Genomic DNA, 16,282 nt, shown 5'->3' on the forward strand with positions numbered 1-16,282 from the left:
GCACCGGGTGTTGGGCGGGGTCTTTGCGGTGGGGGGACTGTAACGGGGGGGGCCGCGGGTGGGGAAACGGGGGTTGGGGGTGTATGGGGTATGTGGGTGGTGTGGGGGGGGGGGGGTGGTGTGAGGTATGGGGCCGACGGGTGGGCGTGCCGGTGCGGCGCGATGCATCGGAGTGAGGGGTCGACTCGTGTCGCTCTCGACGTGCGCCGTGTTCTGGTGTCGCGTGCGCGTCGACTCGGTATCCGTGGTTCCTCCACACGGGGGTGTTTTCCACGGGGTTATCCACTGCGGACGTGGCAGATGCGGAAGTCAGGAAAAGTTCGCGGGCTTATCCACATTCTTGTCTGGGGACTGGTTTTCTGGTGTGCGCCGGCATAGAATTGGACATATCGATCGTGGACGAGAGATCGCGGTTTCATGGGTGAGGCCGACGAATCTTGCGATGGCGCCAGTCGAATCACTGTCCCGATCCAGATATCTCGTGTGGGTCCGTGGAATGCCAGGGAAGGGGGTGGGTGACATGAGTGCGGTGGAGCAGCCGGAGTCGCAGGGGCGTTTGGACCTGCCCGGGCAGCCGGCGATCGAGTCGACCTTCTCGGTCCTGGACGACTTGGAGCAGATGACCGAGCGTCAGCGCGAGGACATGCACGCCCACACGCCTCGGTTCGTGGCCGCGCCCCCGGAGGGCGTCAAGCCCTTGTTCATCGTGAAGGAACCCAAGAAGGCGGTCTGCCGCGAGGTCGTGGCGCGCAGGGTGAAGGCACGCCCGGATGCGGAGCTGACCGCGCAGGTCCGTGCCCTGTGGGACGAGGGCGTCGACGAGTCCTTCGAGCTCTCCCGCCGGTTCGTGGCGCTGGCGCCGTTCTGGGCGGGGCGCGAGGACATGGACGCCGACCCGTTCGAGGTCGAGCAGCAGGACCTGATGGTCGCGGTGGCGATGCGCTGCACCCGCGGGCAGGCCGCCAAAGCCATCACCGACGCCCACCGAGCCGTGGACCTCCTGCCGCGCTGCACCCAAGCCCTGGAAGCAGGCGAATTCCCGGCGGAATGGTTCCGCACCCTGCTGCGGCGCACCGCGGATTTCACGCCCGCGGAGATGGTGCTGGTGGATGTCACGGTCGCGTCGTGGTGTTTGGCGATCATGCCGCGGGTGTTCACGAAATGCCTCGAACTCCTGGTGGCGAAGATTCAGCAGCGGCATCCGAAAGAACCCGAAGAAATCTCGGCCACTCGCCGTCGCTTGGTGTTGGACCCCGGAACCCTCGATGGCGTCGCCTCACTGCGGATCATCGGACCCGCCCCGGAGATCAAAGCCCTCGCCGGGCGATTCGATCAGGCGGCTCGGGCGATCCAGAACGCCCAGCGCCACGCCCTCATGGAGGGCACGGAGATCCCGCTGGATCCGGATCGTCGGGTGGAGAACGAGGGCATGCCCCTGTCGTTGAACCTGATCCGCTACCACCTCGCCCACGCCGCCCAGATCGACACCGGCGGCATCACCGTCCCCGAAGCCCGGTTCCGGTTGAACGTCCTCGTCCCCTTCCTCACCCTCGTCGGCGGCGACGACGCCCCGGGCGTGCTCGAGGACGGGACCCCGATCCCCGCGCAGATGGCCCGAGAGATCGCGGGCAAGAGCGAAGAATGGTTCCGAGTCCTCACCGACCCGTCCTCGGGAGAGTTCTTGCCGCGTCCTGCGGACAAGTACCGGCCCACCGGGGCGATGCTCGAACACCTCCGCCTGCGCGGCCAATCCTGCGGCGTCCCCGGCTGCGAACGCACCGCGTCGGTCGCCTCGGAAGCGGACCACATCGTGGAGTACAACCATGCCGATCCCGTCTGTGGTGGTCGAACGGCGGTGGAGAACCTGCACTTCCTGTGCTGGTTCCACCACGCGATGAAAACCGCCGGCAAACTCGACCCCATCCGCGTGGAAGCGGACGAGTCGCCGGCAGGGACCGCGGGCACGGTGTGGGAGATGCACGAACGCTTCCGCGTGTTCCGCGAGGACGACACCGATCTCCTCACCCCACAGGCCGTCGCCCAGCTCGACGCCGTCTGGGAGTCGATGCAGCGCCGGCAGGACGACTTCGAGCAGCGGGGCGCGGGGGAGCGCGACAGCGAAACCCCCAGCGGTGGGGTGACTGGTTCGCCTGAGCCGTCAGTTCTGGACTCGCCCTGGCCGATCCGAGCTGGTGTCCCGGACCCGTGGCCCCGAGTCGACATGGACCAAGCCGGCGCCCCCGACCTCGAAGAAATCCCCGTCGAGAAACCCGTCCGGCGCAGATACCAACCGCCACCGACGTTCCACTACGACAGCGACATCCCCATCAGCGCCACCACCCGAAAACCACGCAAGCAACAGAACCCACCACCCAAGTTCGACCCCGGACCACCACCCTTCTGATCCACCGGCGCGGCCCGCCCTCGCAGGGCATCGAGGTCAGAACCCCGCCAGCAGCACCCCCCACCTGTAGAGGGGCACTCAACCGTGCCCCTCTACAGGCACGCCCGAAATCAATCAGCGTCTCCGGGATCGGGTCCGCTCGTCGCCCGTCCGCGATCTACGACGAGGACTCCGCTCAGCGGGCGACGAGCGGCAGGCGCAGGATGAAGGCGGTCCGACCCGGCTCCGATTCCAGCGTGATCGAGCCGCCGTGCGCCTCGGCGATCGCCTTGACGATCGGCAGCCCAAGCCCCGTCGTCCCGTCCCCGCCCGAGCGGGCGGCGTCCGCGCGTGTGAAGCGCTCGAAGACCCGGCCCGCGATCTCCGGCTCGATGCCGGGACCGTCGTCGATCACCTCGAGGATGCCGACTCGTCCCACCGAGCCCGAGGGGGCCGCTGAGTCGGAGCCGTCCGACCTCGACCCCGACCCCGGCTCCCACCCCGACCGCAGCCGCACGGTCACGGTCGTGCCCGCGGGAGTGTGCTTGCGGGCGTTCGACAGCAGGTTCACGATCACCTGCGACAGCTGGCGCGCATTGCCGAGCACCGTCACCGGCTCCTCAGGGACCTCGAGCACCCAGCGGTGCTCCGACGCCGTGACCCGCGCGTCCATCGCCGCATCCAGCACGAGCTCGCCCAGGTCGGTCTCGGTGCGCTCGTCCCGTGCGCCCTCGTCGAGACGGGCCAGCAGCAGCAGGTCCTCCACGAGCGACGTCATGCGCCGGGACTGCGCGTCCATGCGATCCACCGACTGCTCGCCGCGATCGCTGAGGTCCTCCGTCATCCGCAGCATCTCGCTGTAGCCGCGGATCGCCGTGAGCGGTGTGCGCAGCTCATGGGACGCGTCGGCGATGAAGCGTCGCATCGACTCCTCGCTGTGCTGGCGCGTCTCGAGCGCCCCCTCCACGTTGTCCAGCAGCAGGTTGAGGGCCCGCCCCACCTCGCCGGCCTCGGTCCCCGAATGGGAGATCCGCTCGTCGACCCGGTCCCCCAGGGCCACGTCGCCGTGGGACAGGGGCATGTCGGCCACCCGTCCGGCGACGGCGGAGACCTCCTCGAGGGGACGCAGGGTGCGCCGCACGATCAGCGATCCCGCCACCCCGCAGAGCGCGGTCGCGAGCAGTCCCGCCGTCACCAGCGTGATGTCCAGTCGCGTCAGCGTGCTGTGGACCTGGGTGAGCGGGAGGCCGGTGACGATCACGGCGCCCGAGGCGTCGGTCGCGGTCATCACCCGGTACTGGCCGATGGAGAGCTTCACGTCCGCGTGCTCGTCGCTGTCCAGCCCCTTCGCGACGTCGGCGACCTCTGTGCTGTCCGAGGCGCCGAGCTGCTCGACCTGACCGTCGGTGTCGCGCCACGCGGCGCTCACGACCCGGCCGTCCACGAGGATCGCGGCGAGCTCGAACTCGCCGCCGCCCGGCCCCGTGGCCCCGTCGTCCCCGCTGTCGTCCCCGCCGTCGGCCTCATCGGCCCCGGTGCCGCTCGTACCGGTCGTGCCGCTCGTGCTCCCCGTGCCGCTGGACCCGTCCTCGCCGCTCGTCGGCCCGTCGGGAGCGCCCGGACCGCCCGTGCCGCCGGCACGGTGGGCGGCACGGGTGAGCTGCGCGTCCAGCTGGCCCTCGAGCTGCCCGCGCACCGACACGTGCGTGACCGCCCCGACCAGCAGGCACAGCACCGCCACGGTGCTCACCAGCAGGATCACGAGGGTCGCGCGCAGCGACAGACGATGCCGTCGCGGCGTCGCCGCGGGAGCCGAGGCGCCGGACGACAGGGCCGTGCGCGCCGGCACGTGGGGGCGCGAGGCGCGGGGGTCGCGAGAAGCGCGGGTCATGCGGGCTTGAGCATGTAGCCGGCGCCGCGGACCGTGCGGATCATCGGCTCGCGGCCCACGTCGATCTTCTTGCGCAGGTAGGAGACGTAGAGCTCGACGATGTTCGCCTGCCCGCCGAAGTCGTAGTTCCAGACCGCATCGAGGATCTGCGCCTTGGACAGCACGCGCTGCGGGTTCTCCATCAGGTACTGCAGAAGCTGGTACTGGGTCGCGGTCAGCGCGATCTCCTCGCCGCCGCGCGTGACCTCGTGGGTGTCCAGGTTCATCACCAGATCGCCGACGACGAGCTCGCTGCTCTGCGGGGACGTCGCCCCCGCGCGCTGGACCAGGCGGTGCAGCCGCAGCAGCACCTCCTCCATCGTGAACGGCTTGGTCACGTAGTCGTCGGCGCCGGAGGCGAGACCCTGGACGCGATCGGCCGGGGCGTCCATCGCGGTGAGCATGAGCGAGGGGACGTCGGGCTGCAGGGCACGGATGCGGCGCAGCACCTCGAGGCCCTCGATGCCGGGGAGCATGCGGTCCAGCACGAGCACGTCGGGCCGGATCTCGCGGGCCACCCGCACGGCCTCGAGGCCGTCGCCCACGACCGTCGCCTCCCAGCCGATCATCTGCAGCGGGAAGCGCAGGAGATCGGCGATGGTCGGCTCGTCCTCGACGACGAGCGCGCGGATCGGGGACCCGTCCGGATGCGCCAGCGGCGGCAGCGCGGACAGCGCGGCGGGGGTGTTGGACATGTTCAGCTCCCGTTCGAGGTGGTGACACCGAGATTAGTCGCCGACGATCCGTCCGCACAGGCTCCGCGCCCCCGCCACAGCACACCGATCCGTCCCGCACAGCCCGCGCACAGCCCCGCGCGCAGCACTGCCCAAGTCCGGACGCGCCCGGTGAGAGCACGCTCACCACGCCCCGTGCGCGCGGGCGTGGGATGCTGGAGGGCGGGCCGCGCGCAGGCGCCGGCCGCGCGCATCACCCACCCGATCCACCCCACTCGATCCTTGGAGGAGCACCCATGGGCACGCTGGGCGAACCGTTCACCGCGAAGTGCCGGAAGTCCGGCACGACCGTGGAGGTCGACGGCGAGCACACGCTGCTGCAGGCTCTCCTGGACGCCGGCATCGACGTCGACTACTCGTGCGAGGGCGGCGTGTGCGGCACCTGCGTGCTGCCGCTGCTGGCCGGGGACGTCATCCACGAGGACGAGTTCCTCATGGACGACGAGCGCGAGGAGCGGATGACCGTGTGCGTCTCCCGCGGGGTCGGCGAGATCGAGCTCGACGTCTGACCTTCGCCGGGTCAGGGCCGACGCGGGCCCGCCACCACCCAGCCGATCGCGACCAGCAGCACGGACACCCCCGCCATCGCGATCGAGGTCACGAGCGGCATCGTCGGGCCGCCGAGCAGCACGGTCATCAGGATCACGAGCGCGACCATCACGATCGCGGTGAACACCGCCGGTCGGCCGGCTCCGCGCGAAGCCGGGGCATCGCTCGAGGACAGCGTGTGCGAGGGGATCGTGCGCATCCTGCCCTGGTCCATGGTCGTCTCCTGACGAGTGCTGTGCCGCCGACGTGCGGGGTCGCGCCGGTGCTGCGCGAACACCACCACTCTCCCCCGTCGTCCGCCGCCCGCGCATCCTTCGGACGGATGAATCCGGGCCATACCCGGGTCGTATCCGGGATGCCCCGAGACGCCGACCGGGCGGTCCCGGGTCGCCGGGACCGGGATCAGAACGGAAGGCTCGCGTCGCGGCGCGCGAGCTCGGAGAAGGGACCGTCGTGCGCGAGCAGCTCCTCGAAGGTGCCGCGCTCGACGATCCGCCCCTTCTCGAGGACCACGATCTGGTCGGCGTCGCGGATCGTGGAGAGGCGGTGCGCGATCGAGATCGTGGTGCGGCCGCGGCTGAGCGCGGCGAGCGCGCCGCTCATCGCATGCTCGGTGCGCACGTCCAGGGCGCTCGTGGCCTCGTCGAGCAGGAGCACGGGCGGGTCGCGCAGGATCGTGCGGGCGAGCGCGAGCCGCTGCTTCTCCCCTCCGGAGAACCGGTAGCCGCGCTCCCCCACCGTGGTGCCGTACCCCTCGGGAAGGCTCGCGATGTGGTCGTGGATCTGCGCGATCCGGCATGCCCGCTCGAGGTCCTCGTCGCTCGCGTCGGGCGCGGCGAAGCGCAGGTTGTCGGCGATGCTCGCGTGCAGCAGGTAGGTCTCCTGGGTGACCACGCCGATGCAGTCGGAGACCGATCGCAGCGTGAGGTCGCGCAGGTCATGGCCGTCCAGGGTGACCGCCCCCAGCGTCGGGTCGTACAGGCGCGCCATGAGGTAGCCGGTGGTGGTCTTGCCCGAGCCGGTCGCGCCGACGAGCGCCGTGTGCGTGCCGGCGGGGACCGTGAGGTCGATGCCGTGGAGGGTGAACGAGGGATCCTCGAGGTCGAGGTCGGTGCGGCTCGGGCCGTCGGCCCCGTCGGCCACCGCGGTGTCAGGTGACCCGTCCGCGTCCTCGCCCGGGTAGCGGAAGGCCACGTGCTCGAGGCGGACCTCGCCGCGCACCGCGGAGGGCTCCAGCGCGGTCGCGTCCTCGCGCTGGGTGATGGTCACGGGAGCATCGAGGTACTCGAAGACGCGGGTGAACAGCGCGAAGGAGGAGTTCACCTGGGTCGCCACGCGCAGCAGCGAGTTGATCTGCGGGAACAGCCCGGACTGCAGGGCGATGAAGGCGACCAGAGTGCCGATGGTGACGCCGGGGACGTGCCCGAACAGCAGGTAGCCGCCCAGCAGGTAGGTGAGCGAGGGGATCACCGACATGAGCGTCGAGTAGAGGGCCATCTGCCAGCGGCCGGCCGTCGTCGAGGAGAGCCCCAGCTCGGCGAGGCGCCCCGAGAGGCCCGTGAAGTGGGCGGTGAGGGCATCGGTGCGCCCCATCGTGGTGCCCAGCAGGATCCCCGAGACCGAGAGGGACTCCTGGATCGAGGCGGAGAGGTCGGCGGCGGTCTCCTGCTGGATGCGCGTGATCGCGCGGCGCCGCAGCCCCACCCGCCGATTCATCCACACGGCCAGCGGGACGGTGATCACGGAGAACAGGGTGAGGCGCCAGTCCATCGCGAGCATCGCGACCACGGCCATCACGATCCCGGCGCTCGCGGAGACGATCTGGGTGACCACGCTCGTGACCACGGCCTGCATCGAGCCGATGTCGTTGAAGATGCGCGACTGCACCTCGCCGGTGCGCGTGCGCGTGAAGAAGCCCAGCCCCATCCGCTGCAGGTGCGAGAAGACGGCGACGCGCAGGTCGTGCATGATCGCCTGGCCCACGCGCGTGGACAGCAGCGACTGCAGCACGCCCAGCACCGAGGAGATCGCGGTGACGGCGATCATCCCGGCCACGCACCACGCGAGCAGGTCCAGCCGCTGATCCGGCAGGGCGACGTCCACGACCTCGCGCACCAGGAACGGGGAGACCACGCCCGTCGCGGCGGCGAGCGCGATGAGCACGAGGACCACCAGCAGGGTGCCCCGGTACGGCGTGAACAGGCGCAGGATCCGGCCGACGTCGGCGCGCTGCCCCGGCGCGAGGCGCCGCTCGTCGGCCCCCGGCATCGAGGCCATCCCGCGACCCCCGCCGCCAGGACCGCCGAGTCCGCCCGCCATGCTCATCGGGCGACCGCGCCCTCAGAGACCCGCATGGCGCGCCACCTTGTGCTGCGCCGCCTGGGCGAGCGGGCGGATGGTGACGAGATCGAGGTTCACGTGGTGCGGGGCGTTCAGGGCGTAGGAGATGACGTCGGCGCAGTCCTCGGCGGTGAGCGGCTCCTCGACGCCGTCGTAGACCTTCTCGGCCCGCGAGGCGTCGCCCAGGCGCACCAGGGAGAACTCCTCGGTGCGGACCATGCCGGGAGCGATCTCGATGACGCGGATCGGTGCGCCGTTGAGCTCGAGGCGCAGGGCGGAGGCGAGCATGTGCTCCCCCGCCTTGGCGGCGTTGTAGCCGGCTCCTCCCTCGTAGGCGCCCTGGGCCGCCGTCGAGGAGAGCACGAGGACGTCGCCGCGGCCGCTCGCATGCAGGGCGGGGAGCAGCTCGCGCGTGACCCGGGCGGCGCCGAGCACGTTGACCTCGTACATCCGCTGCCAGGCGTCGAGGTCGGCCTCGGCGACGGGCTCCTGTCCGAAGGCACCGCCCGCGACGTTCACGACCGCGTTCAGGCTCCCGCCGAACGCGTCGTCCACGCGGGCCACGAGCGCGGCCACCGAGTCGTCGTCCGTGACGTCGACGGCGAGGGTCTCGCAGCCGGACTCCTCGGCGAGGGACGTCAGCCGGTCCTCGCGGCGGGCGACGGCGAGCACGCGCCAGCCGTCGGCGGCCAGGCGCACGGCGGTCGCGCGGCCGATGCCCGAGGAGGCGCCGGTGACCACGGCGGTGAGAGGGGCGGTGGCGGGTGTGGAGGAAGCGGTGGAGGCCATGGCCCCGAGGATACGGGCCGGACGGATCCGCGCAGGGCCGCGTTCCGCGAGAGGATGGGGCCATGACCTCGCCCGTCCGCACCGACTCGCCCGCGCTCCTGCGCCCCGTCGTCCTCTTCGACCTGGACGGGACGCTCGTGGACACCGTGGGCCTCATCGTCGACTCCTACGCGCACGTCTTCGAGCGCTTCGGCATCACGGGCATCGAGGAGGCGGAGGTGCGCAGCTGGATCGGCCTCGCCCTCGAGGAGACCTTCGAGGCGCTCGATCCCGTGCGCGCGCCGGCGATGGCCGAGGCCTACCGCGCGTTCAACGTGGGCCATCACGACGAGCGGATCGCCCCGTACCCCGGGGCCGACGCCCATGTGGGCACGCTGCTCGGCGCCGGGGCCGACGTGGGCGTGGTGACCTCGAAGGGCTCCGAGCTCGCCCGGCGCGGCCTCACGGCGACGGCGATGCCCGCGATCGACGTGGTGATCGGCAAGGAGCACACGCTCGCCCACAAGCCCGATCCCGCCCCGCTGCGCCACGCGCTCGAGGTGCTCGGCGCGCGCGCCGAGGACGCCGTCTACGTCGGCGACGCGGCGACCGATCTGCAGGCCGCGCACGCCGCGGGCATGGCGGCCGTGGGCGTCACCTGGGGCGCCGGCACGCGGCCCGCCCTCGAGGCGCAGGACCCGCTCGCCGTCGTCGACTCCTTCGCGGAGCTCACCCGGCTGCTCGCTCCCGAGCGCTGAGGTCGAGGACCTCCGAGATCACCAGGTGGTCTCCTGGTCGGTGCGATGGTCCTCGGGCTCGATCTGCAGCGTGCAGTGGTCCAGGCCGTGGCGCTCGCGGAGCATCGACTCGGCCGCGTCGAGGACCGCGTGGCCGTCGGTCCCCTCGCGCACCCGCAGGTGCACGGTGAGCACGTCCATCCCCGAGGTGACCGTCCACAGGTGCAGGTCGTGCACGTCGGTGACACCCGGGACGGCGCGCAGGTCCTCCCCCACGGACCCGGGATCCAGGTGCCGCGGCGTCTCCTGGCCCAGCACCGAGAGGACCTCGCGCCCCAGGATCAGCGCGCGCAGCGCGACGAACACGCCGATCGCGAGGGCGATGGCGGTGTCCCAGAGCGTGCTCCCGGTCGCGCCCACGAGGATCGCGGCCGCGACCACGCCGACCGAGCCGATGGTGTCGGCGAGGACCTCGAGATAGGCGCCCTTGACGTTGAGGCTCTCCTGCGCGCCCGCCCGCAGCAGCCGCATCACCGCGAGGTTCACGACCAGTCCGAGCGCGCCCACCACGAGCATGGGCACCGAGTCAACGTGCGCGCCCTCGGCGCCCGCGCCGATCCGGCCGATCGCCTCGAGGACCACGAAGACCGAGACGCCCAGCATCACGAGCACCGCGAGCAGGGAGGCGAACACCTCGAGGCGGTAGCTGCCGAAGCTGCGCCTGCCCGTGCGGTCGGGCCGGGCGGCGAGCACCGTGGCGCCGAGGGCGGCGGCGAGGGTGAGGACGTCGGCCGCCATGTGCCCCGCGTCCGAGAGCAGCGCGAGGGAGCCCGTGAGCAGCGCGGTGACCAGTTCGACGACGAAGAAGCCGCCGATCAGCACGAGCGCCCATGCCAGGCGGCGCCGATGCCTCCCGCCCGCGCTCAGCGCCTGCGCGGCCGAGGCGTGGGAATGGGAGTGGGCGTCCATCAGGCACCGCCTCCCGTGTGCGCGGTGTGGGCGAGCGCGAGGTCCAGGAGCATCCGCACGTGCGGATCATCCAGCCGGTAGAACATGCGCCGCCCGTCGCGGCGGGTCGCGACGACGCGGTGGGCGCGCAGCAGCTTGAGGGCGTGGGAGGTCGAGGAGTCCGACTGCCCGGTGAGCGCGGCGAGATCGTGCACGCACAGCTCCCCCTCGAGCAGGGCGAGCAGAAGGGTGAGCCGGTTGGGGTCCCCGAGCAGGGAGAACACGTCCGCGGTCTCCGCCACGTCGCGGGGGCGCGGCAGGTGCTCGGCGGCGAGCGCGACGCGCCCGGCGTCCACGACATCGCTCGCGCAGCCCTCCGCGGGCTCCGCCGCCTGCACATGTGACGATGTGTTCATACATTCAGGCTAGGGGTGCGGAGGGAGGGAGGTCAAGGGCCGACGACCGCCGTCGGCCCCGGTCAGACCCCCGCGAGCTCGACCCCGTCGTCGGCCTCCAGATCCCCGGAGACGCGCCCGCGGGCGATGCGGGAGACGAGCGCTGCGATCGCGCCGTCGCCGGTGACGTTCGTGGCGGTGCCGAAGGAGTCGATCGCGATGTAGGAGGCGATCATGAGGCCGACGGCCGCCTCGCCGAAGCCGAGCATCGAGGAGAGGATCCCGGCGGCGGCCATGATCGCTCCCCCGGGCACGCCCGGCGCGGCGATCATGACGATCCCGAGCATGAGCACGAAGCCCACGAGCTTCGCGGGGTCCAGCGGCATCCCGGTGACCACCATGATCGCGACGGCGAAGGAGGTGATCTTGAGCGTCGAGCCGGCGAGGTGGATCGTCGCGCACAGCGGGACCACGAAGTCGGCGATCGGAGCCGCCACCCCGTTGCGCTTGGTGCACTGGAGGGTCACGGGGATCGTCGCGGCCGACGAGCTGGTGCCGAGCGCCGTCGCGTAGGCGGGGAGCATCGTCCACAGCATCCTCAGGGGATTGCGGCGCATCGCCCAGCCGGCCACGCAGTACTGGGCGAGCAGCACGACCACCGTGAGGACGAAGACCATGAGCACGACCGCGAGGAACGTGCCGATGACGGTCCAGATCTGCCCGTTCATCGTGAGGCCCAGGAACATCCCGAAGATGTAGATCGGGAGCAGCGGGATGATGATCGCCTCGATCGTGCGCACCACGATCGTGCGCACCTGCTCGAAGGACTCCTGCAGCGCCCCGCGGCGCACCAGCGTCAGCCCGATGCCGAGGCAGAAGGCGAGGATGAGCGCGGTCATCACCTCGAAGACGGGCGGCATCTCGATCGTGAAGTACGGGGAGATCGCCGAGTCCTCGGGGTTGTCCAGCGTCCCCACGCTCGCGCCCGCGAGCATGCGCGGGAGCAGCAGGGCGGAGACGGCGAGCGCGAGCAGCCCGCACAGGATCGTCGAGACGTAGGCGATGCCCGCGGTGAGGGCGAGCATCCTCCCCGCCCCGCGGCCCAGCTCGCCGATCGCCGGGGTCACGAGCCCCACGATGATCAGCGGGATGAGGAACTCCAGGAACGCGGAGAACAGTCCGTTGAAGGTGGTGAACACGCGCGCGAGCGCCTCGGGCATCACCAGGCCCAGGAGGATGCCCAGCACGATCGCGACCACGATCCGCGGCAGCAGGCCGAAGCGGGGGCGACGGCGGGAGGGAGCGGCGGTCGCCTCGTCGACGGACGCGGGAGCGGCGGGCGGGGTCTCGGCAGGAGGAGTCATCGATCGTTCGATTCGTCGGGGAACGGGGATCGGCACAGGCTACCGATCCGGGCCACTTCCCCCGAAACCCTCGCGCGCGCGTCGGCCGCGCCCTAGACTCGCGCGAGTGCTCGCCTTCTGGAGGATCATCGCCGCCTCCTTCCGGCAGTACTCCACCTATCGCGTCGCCACCGTCGCCGGCGTGTTCACGAACTCCGTGTTCGGCCTGATCCGCGCCTCGATCCTGCTGGCCGCGGTCTCCACCGCCGGGGGCGAGCTGCGCGGCTACGACGCCCTGCAGGCCGCGACCTACGTGTGGCTGGGCCAGGCGCTGCTCGCCCCCGTCGAGGCCTTCGGCACCCGGGAGGTCGCCGAGCGCGTCCATCAGGGCGACGTGGCCATCGACCTGCTGCGGCCCCTGGGATTCCTCCGGCTCCAGTACGCGCAGAAGCTGGGCCGCTCCGCCTTCCTGCTGCTCGCCCGCGGGATCCCGCCGATGCTCGTGGGAGCGGCGCTCACCGGCATCTCCCTGCCGACGGACCCCGCGGCCTGGCTGCTGGGCCTGCTCGCGATCCTGCTCGCGGTCACCGTCGCCTTCCTCGCGGACATGCTGGTGAACCTCGCGGCGTTCTGGATCGTGCAGACCCGCGGGCTCACCGTCGTCTACACGGCCGTGATGAACCTGCTCTCCGGGTTCCTCATCCCCATCGCCTGGTTCCCCGACCGGCTGATCGCCCTCACCCGCGCGACCCCGTTCCCCGCCATGGTGCAGACCCCGATCGACGTGCTCTCCGCGCGCGTGACCACGGCCGAGGCCCTCCCCGAGATCGGCGTGCAGGCGCTGTGGGCGGGCATCCTCGCCCTCGCCGCCTGGGCGGTGCTGCAGCGCGGGATCCGTTCGCTGGAGGTGCAGGGTGGCTGAGAGGACACCGTCGGCCCGCCCGGGCTCGACCCTGCGGATGGTCGCGACGCTCTACGGCTCGCGGATCCGCTCCCAGGCCTCGTTCCGCACGAGCTTCCTCATGGACCTGCTGGGCCAGGTCCTCATCGTGGGCACCGAGTTCCTCGAGCTGTGGGTGATCCTCTCCCAGGTCGACGTGCTGGGCGGGATGACGCTGCCGCAGGTCGCCGTGGTCTACGGGCTCGGAGCTCTCGCCTTCGGGATCGCCGACATGCTGTTCGGGGAGATCGACGGGCTCTCCACGGCGATCCGCTCCGGGACGCTCGAGACCCTCATGATCCGCCCCGTGCCGATGCTGCTGCAGATCTCGAGCCTGGACCTCTCCCTGCGCCGGCTGGGCCGGATCGCCGTCGGCATCGCGATGACCGCGACCGCGCTCGCGATCGCCGGCTTCTCCCCCACCCCGCAGACGCTCGCGCTGCTGGTGATCGCGCCGCTCGCGGGCGCCGCGATCATGGGCGCCCTGTTCACGATGGCCGGGGCCATGCAGTTCTGGCTCGTGGACGGCCGCGAGTTCGCGAACGCGTTCACCTACGGCGGCAACTACGTGGCCACGAACCCCGGCGCGGTGTTCCCGCTGCCCCTGCGGGCGTTCTTCACCTTCGTGATCCCGACGACGCTCGTCGCCTACACCCCGACCCTGGCCCTGCTGGACCTGCCCGGCCCGCCGCTGCTGCCGCAGTGGACGGGCTGGCTGGGCCTGCCGGTCGCGGTCCTCACCTGGATCCTCGCCGCGCTGCTCTGGCGCGCGGGGGTCCGTCGCTACACAGGAGCCGGCGGATGACGAACCACGAGACGCCCCAGCCCGCGATCGACCTGCGCTCCCTGCGCCGGGACTACGTGGTGCGCTCGGGCCCGCTGGGCCGACGCACCCGCAGGATCGTGCGCGCCGTCGACGACGTGACCCTGCAGGTGCATCCCGGGGAGGCGGTCGGCTTCGTGGGCGCGAACGGCGCCGGGAAGTCCACCACCATCAAGATGATGACCGGCATCCTCCAGCCCACCTCCGGCGACGTGCGGGTGCTGGGCCGGCGTCCCGTCGCCGAGCGCCGACGCCTCGCCCGGGAGATCGGCGTGGTCTTCGGCCAGCGCTCGCAGCTCTGGTGGGACCTCCCGCTGCGCGACTCCTTCCGGATCCTCGGCGCGATGCACCGCCTGAGCGAGGCCGAGCGCGTGCGGCGCCTGGGGCGCCTCGTCGAGGGGCTCGACCTCGAGGAGTTCCTCGACCGACCGGTGCGCCAGCTCTCGCTCGGCCAGCGGATGCGCGGCGAGGTCGCGGCCTCGCTGCTGCACTCCCCGCGCCTGGTCATCCTCGACGAGCCGACGATCGGCCTGGACATGATCTCCAAGGAGGGGCTGCGCCGCTTCCTGCGCGAGGACCGCGAGGAGCGCGGCACCACGCTGTTCCTCACCACGCACGACATGGGCGACGTGGAGCGCCTGTGCGAGCGGATCGTCGTGGTCAACTCCGGCACGGTCGCCTTCGACGGCCCCCTCGCCGGCTTCCGCGAGTCCCTCGGCGCGCCCCGCGAGCTCATCGTCGACCTCGCCGCGCCGCGCGAGGCGCTCGCCCTCCCTCCCGAGGCCGACGTGCTCGCCGTCGAGGCCGACGGGATCCGTCACCGCATCGCCTTCCGCGGCAGCGAGATGACGGTGCCCGCCCTGCTCTCCGCGATCGGCGCGCAGGCCGAGATCGCCGATCTCTCCCTCGCCGAGCCCGCGATCGAGGACCTCGTGCGGGAGATCTACGCCCGGGGCCGGTGAGAGCCGAGGGCGACGGGCCGACGATGCCACGTATCCTCGCTGCGGGCCCGTCCGTCGGCCCCGTCGCACCCCGCAGCGCCCCGGCGCGCACCCACCCGCAGCGAACGAGGAGAGCACATGAGCCCCGCCGCCCCGTCCGTCGGCCGGATGATCTCGAGCGGCCTGGACGCCGTGCCGAAGATGCTCCGCCATGACTCCCCGCGCACCCGCCACGAGGCGATGGCCCGAGGCATGCTCGACCACGTCCTGCGCGACCGCCGCGCCCGCCGGCAGTTCGCCCGCCGCATCGCCGACGTGTCCGGATCCGTGCCCGCCTTCCGCACGACCACCCGCAGCGCGGCCGACGCCTTCGACCTGGTGGGCCAGTCCCCCTCGACCGGCTCCTCCGAGATCCTCGCGGTCAAGCTCGTGATCGACGGGGACCTCTCCGAGGAGCGCCTGCGCTCCCTGCTCGGCTCCCTCGAGAGGACCCCGGGCAGCCGCCTGCTGCTCATCGTGCCGCGCTCGCGCCGCTCCGCCGTGCGCGAGGTCGACGACCCCACCGGCCGCATCCGCATGGTGACCTGGGCGCAGGTCGCCAAGCGGCTCGTGCCGCACGACCCCGAGAGCGCCGAGCTGTGGACGGCTCTCGCCGAGTTCGGCGAGAACCAGGCCGTCGAGGACGCCCAGCAGCCCGTCGCCCCGAAGGTCCTGCTCGACGAGGAGGTCACCACCGAGCTGCGCGATCACCTGCGCTCGATGCTGCTCGTCAGCGACGAGCTCATCCATCGCGCGCCGCGTTTCTCCTCCTCGCGCAGCCATCCGCGGGCGTGGCTGCACGCGGGCGCGAGCGGCAACGATCTCGGCGTCGAGTTCGACGCCGTCGAGGACGGCTCGGCGATCTGGCTCGTGGGCTCCCGCCCCCAGCGGTCCTTCCCGCTGGGCATCGGGGCGCTCGGCTCCGACGAGGAGCGCGAGGCCGCCATCGCCCGTCTGCGCGCGATCGCCTCCCACGCCGACTGGCGATACGACGCGGACCTCACCTTCGAGCCCGACTCCTTCATCGGCGCCCCGGCCTCCCGGAAGCTCGAGGACGCCCGCGCCCTGCTCTGGGAGGTCCTCGACCCGGGCCGTCTCGAGGCGAGCGGCTTCCCGCTCGTCCCCCGCCAGCAGCCCGACATGACCGCCGACCGCCTCTCGGTGCGCGTGCACGCCCCGTCGATCCCGCGCTCGGGCACCTTCCTCGTCTCGATCGGCGGCTCGAGCACCTGGCGCACGCTGCTGCCGCGCGTCACCCGCGAGTACGACCACCGCACCTACGTGGTCCAGGCCAAGAAGTCCGACTCCGTGCAGGACCTCGTCACCAGCGTCCACGAGGCGCTGCACTCGCTCGCGACCAAGCCCTGAGCGCGGCTGCGGGGGCACGGCGAGCGGGCATCCCCGGGAACGAC

General features: G+C 71.9%; 15 protein-coding genes. 7 read left to right on the forward strand and 8 right to left on the reverse strand.

Translation table 11 applies throughout. The annotated features are described in order from the left end of the window. Positions 1-187: 187 nt before the first annotated feature. Positions 188-2,404, forward strand: coding sequence for an HNH endonuclease signature motif containing protein (locus MHY49_RS13020; RefSeq protein ID WP_239204736.1), 2,217 nt, complete (start codon positions 188-190; stop codon positions 2,402-2,404). 175 nt (positions 2,405-2,579) lie between these two features. On the opposite strand, the gene MHY49_RS13025 is transcribed toward MHY49_RS13020, so the two are convergent. Both MHY49_RS13025 and MHY49_RS13030 read right to left on the reverse strand, forming a co-directional pair. After that, complete coding sequence (locus MHY49_RS13025; protein ID WP_239204738.1) at positions 2,580-4,274, reverse strand: cell wall metabolism sensor histidine kinase WalK; 1,695 nt, start codon at positions 4,272-4,274, stop codon at positions 2,580-2,582. Further along, positions 4,271-5,008 carry a response regulator transcription factor gene (locus tag MHY49_RS13030; protein WP_152352033.1) on the reverse strand — a complete coding sequence of 246 codons (738 nt, stop codon included), beginning with the start codon at positions 5,006-5,008 and terminating at the stop codon, positions 4,271-4,273. The genes MHY49_RS13025 and MHY49_RS13030 overlap by 4 nt, the downstream gene beginning before the upstream one ends. 275 nt (positions 5,009-5,283) lie before the next feature. Between MHY49_RS13030 and MHY49_RS13035 the strand changes: the two genes are divergently transcribed. Beyond that, positions 5,284-5,556: a 2Fe-2S iron-sulfur cluster binding domain-containing protein gene (locus MHY49_RS13035; RefSeq protein ID WP_228358917.1), complete on the forward strand. Its 273-nt coding sequence runs from the start codon at positions 5,284-5,286 to the stop codon at positions 5,554-5,556. Positions 5,557-5,567: 11 nt separating this feature from the next. On the opposite strand, the gene MHY49_RS13040 is transcribed toward MHY49_RS13035, so the two are convergent. The 3 genes from MHY49_RS13040 to MHY49_RS13050 all read right to left on the reverse strand — a co-directional run bounded on the left by MHY49_RS13040 (position 5,568) and on the right by MHY49_RS13050 (position 8,725). Then, positions 5,568-5,810, reverse strand: a complete 243-nt coding sequence (locus MHY49_RS13040) for a hypothetical protein (RefSeq protein WP_239204740.1) — start codon at positions 5,808-5,810, stop codon at positions 5,568-5,570. A 188-nt stretch (positions 5,811-5,998) separates the two neighbouring features. Further along, on the reverse strand, positions 5,999-7,873 hold the full coding sequence (locus MHY49_RS13045; protein ID WP_239204742.1) for an ABC transporter ATP-binding protein: 1,875 nt from the start codon (positions 7,871-7,873) through the stop codon (positions 5,999-6,001). 63 nt (positions 7,874-7,936) lie between these two features. Beyond that, positions 7,937-8,725, reverse strand: coding sequence for an SDR family oxidoreductase (locus MHY49_RS13050; RefSeq protein WP_239204744.1), 789 nt, complete (start codon positions 8,723-8,725; stop codon positions 7,937-7,939). 62 nt (positions 8,726-8,787) lie between these two features. Here MHY49_RS13050 and MHY49_RS13055 point away from each other — a divergent pair, with 62 nt between their 5' ends. Then, positions 8,788-9,462 (forward strand): HAD-IA family hydrolase, encoded by a 675-nt coding sequence (locus MHY49_RS13055; RefSeq protein ID WP_239204746.1) that lies wholly within the window; start codon positions 8,788-8,790, stop codon positions 9,460-9,462. Positions 9,463-9,480: 18 nt separating this feature from the next. Here the strand turns inward: MHY49_RS13055 and MHY49_RS13060 are convergent, their stop codons facing one another. From MHY49_RS13060 to MHY49_RS13070, 3 genes are all read right to left on the reverse strand, one after another. After that, complete coding sequence (locus MHY49_RS13060) at positions 9,481-10,410, reverse strand: cation diffusion facilitator family transporter (RefSeq protein ID WP_239204748.1); 930 nt, start codon at positions 10,408-10,410, stop codon at positions 9,481-9,483. Beyond that, entirely contained in the window at positions 10,410-10,805 is a 396-nt protein-coding gene (locus tag MHY49_RS13065) for a metalloregulator ArsR/SmtB family transcription factor (protein WP_239204750.1), read from the reverse strand. Before MHY49_RS13065 ends, MHY49_RS13060 begins: the two co-directional genes overlap by 1 nt. A 62-nt stretch (positions 10,806-10,867) precedes the next feature. Beyond that, entirely contained in the window at positions 10,868-12,148 is a 1,281-nt protein-coding gene (locus MHY49_RS13070; protein WP_239204752.1) for a dicarboxylate/amino acid:cation symporter, read from the reverse strand. 106 nt (positions 12,149-12,254) lie between these two features. Here MHY49_RS13070 and MHY49_RS13075 point away from each other — a divergent pair, with 106 nt between their 5' ends. From MHY49_RS13075 to MHY49_RS13090, 4 genes are all read left to right on the forward strand, one after another. Next, positions 12,255-13,049, forward strand: a complete 795-nt coding sequence (locus MHY49_RS13075; RefSeq protein ID WP_239204754.1) for an ABC-2 family transporter protein — start codon at positions 12,255-12,257, stop codon at positions 13,047-13,049. Then, on the forward strand, positions 13,042-13,872 hold the full coding sequence (locus MHY49_RS13080) for an ABC transporter permease (RefSeq protein ID WP_228358926.1): 831 nt from the start codon (positions 13,042-13,044) through the stop codon (positions 13,870-13,872). Before MHY49_RS13075 ends, MHY49_RS13080 begins: the two co-directional genes overlap by 8 nt. Then, entirely contained in the window at positions 13,869-14,852 is a 984-nt protein-coding gene (locus tag MHY49_RS13085) for an ATP-binding cassette domain-containing protein (RefSeq protein ID WP_239204756.1), read from the forward strand. The genes MHY49_RS13080 and MHY49_RS13085 overlap by 4 nt, the downstream gene beginning before the upstream one ends. Positions 14,853-14,969: 117 nt before the next feature. Further along, entirely contained in the window at positions 14,970-16,238 is a 1,269-nt protein-coding gene (locus MHY49_RS13090) for a hypothetical protein (RefSeq protein WP_239204758.1), read from the forward strand. Positions 16,239-16,282 lie beyond the last annotated feature (44 nt).

Source organism: Brachybacterium sp. ACRRE (assembly GCF_022346485.1).
Classification (GTDB): domain Bacteria; phylum Actinomycetota; class Actinomycetes; order Actinomycetales; family Dermabacteraceae; genus Brachybacterium; species Brachybacterium halotolerans.

What these genes read in the sequence shown, in the direction of transcription:
- MHY49_RS13025 (WP_239204738.1), bottom strand. Translation starts at nt 4,274, where the DNA reads ATGACCCGCGCTTCTCGCGACCCCCGCGCCTCGCGCCCCCACGTGCCG.
- MHY49_RS13030 (WP_152352033.1), bottom strand. Translation starts at nt 5,008, where the DNA reads ATGTCCAACACCCCCGCCGCGCTGTCCGCGCTGCCGCCGCTGGCGCAT.
- MHY49_RS13035 (WP_228358917.1), top strand. Translation starts at nt 5,284, where the DNA reads ATGGGCACGCTGGGCGAACCGTTCACCGCGAAGTGCCGGAAGTCCGGC.
- MHY49_RS13040 (WP_239204740.1), bottom strand. Translation starts at nt 5,810, where the DNA reads ATGGACCAGGGCAGGATGCGCACGATCCCCTCGCACACGCTGTCCTCG.
- MHY49_RS13045 (WP_239204742.1), bottom strand. Translation starts at nt 7,873, where the DNA reads ATGGCCTCGATGCCGGGGGCCGACGAGCGGCGCCTCGCGCCGGGGCAG.
- MHY49_RS13050 (WP_239204744.1), bottom strand. Translation starts at nt 8,725, where the DNA reads ATGGCCTCCACCGCTTCCTCCACACCCGCCACCGCCCCTCTCACCGCC.
- MHY49_RS13055 (WP_239204746.1), top strand. Translation starts at nt 8,788, where the DNA reads ATGACCTCGCCCGTCCGCACCGACTCGCCCGCGCTCCTGCGCCCCGTC.
- MHY49_RS13060 (WP_239204748.1), bottom strand. Translation starts at nt 10,410, where the DNA reads ATGGACGCCCACTCCCATTCCCACGCCTCGGCCGCGCAGGCGCTGAGC.
- MHY49_RS13065 (WP_239204750.1), bottom strand. Translation starts at nt 10,805, where the DNA reads ATGAACACATCGTCACATGTGCAGGCGGCGGAGCCCGCGGAGGGCTGC.
- MHY49_RS13070 (WP_239204752.1), bottom strand. Translation starts at nt 12,148, where the DNA reads ATGACTCCTCCTGCCGAGACCCCGCCCGCCGCTCCCGCGTCCGTCGAC.
- MHY49_RS13085 (WP_239204756.1), top strand. Translation starts at nt 13,869, where the DNA reads ATGACGAACCACGAGACGCCCCAGCCCGCGATCGACCTGCGCTCCCTG.
- MHY49_RS13090 (WP_239204758.1), top strand. Translation starts at nt 14,970, where the DNA reads ATGAGCCCCGCCGCCCCGTCCGTCGGCCGGATGATCTCGAGCGGCCTG.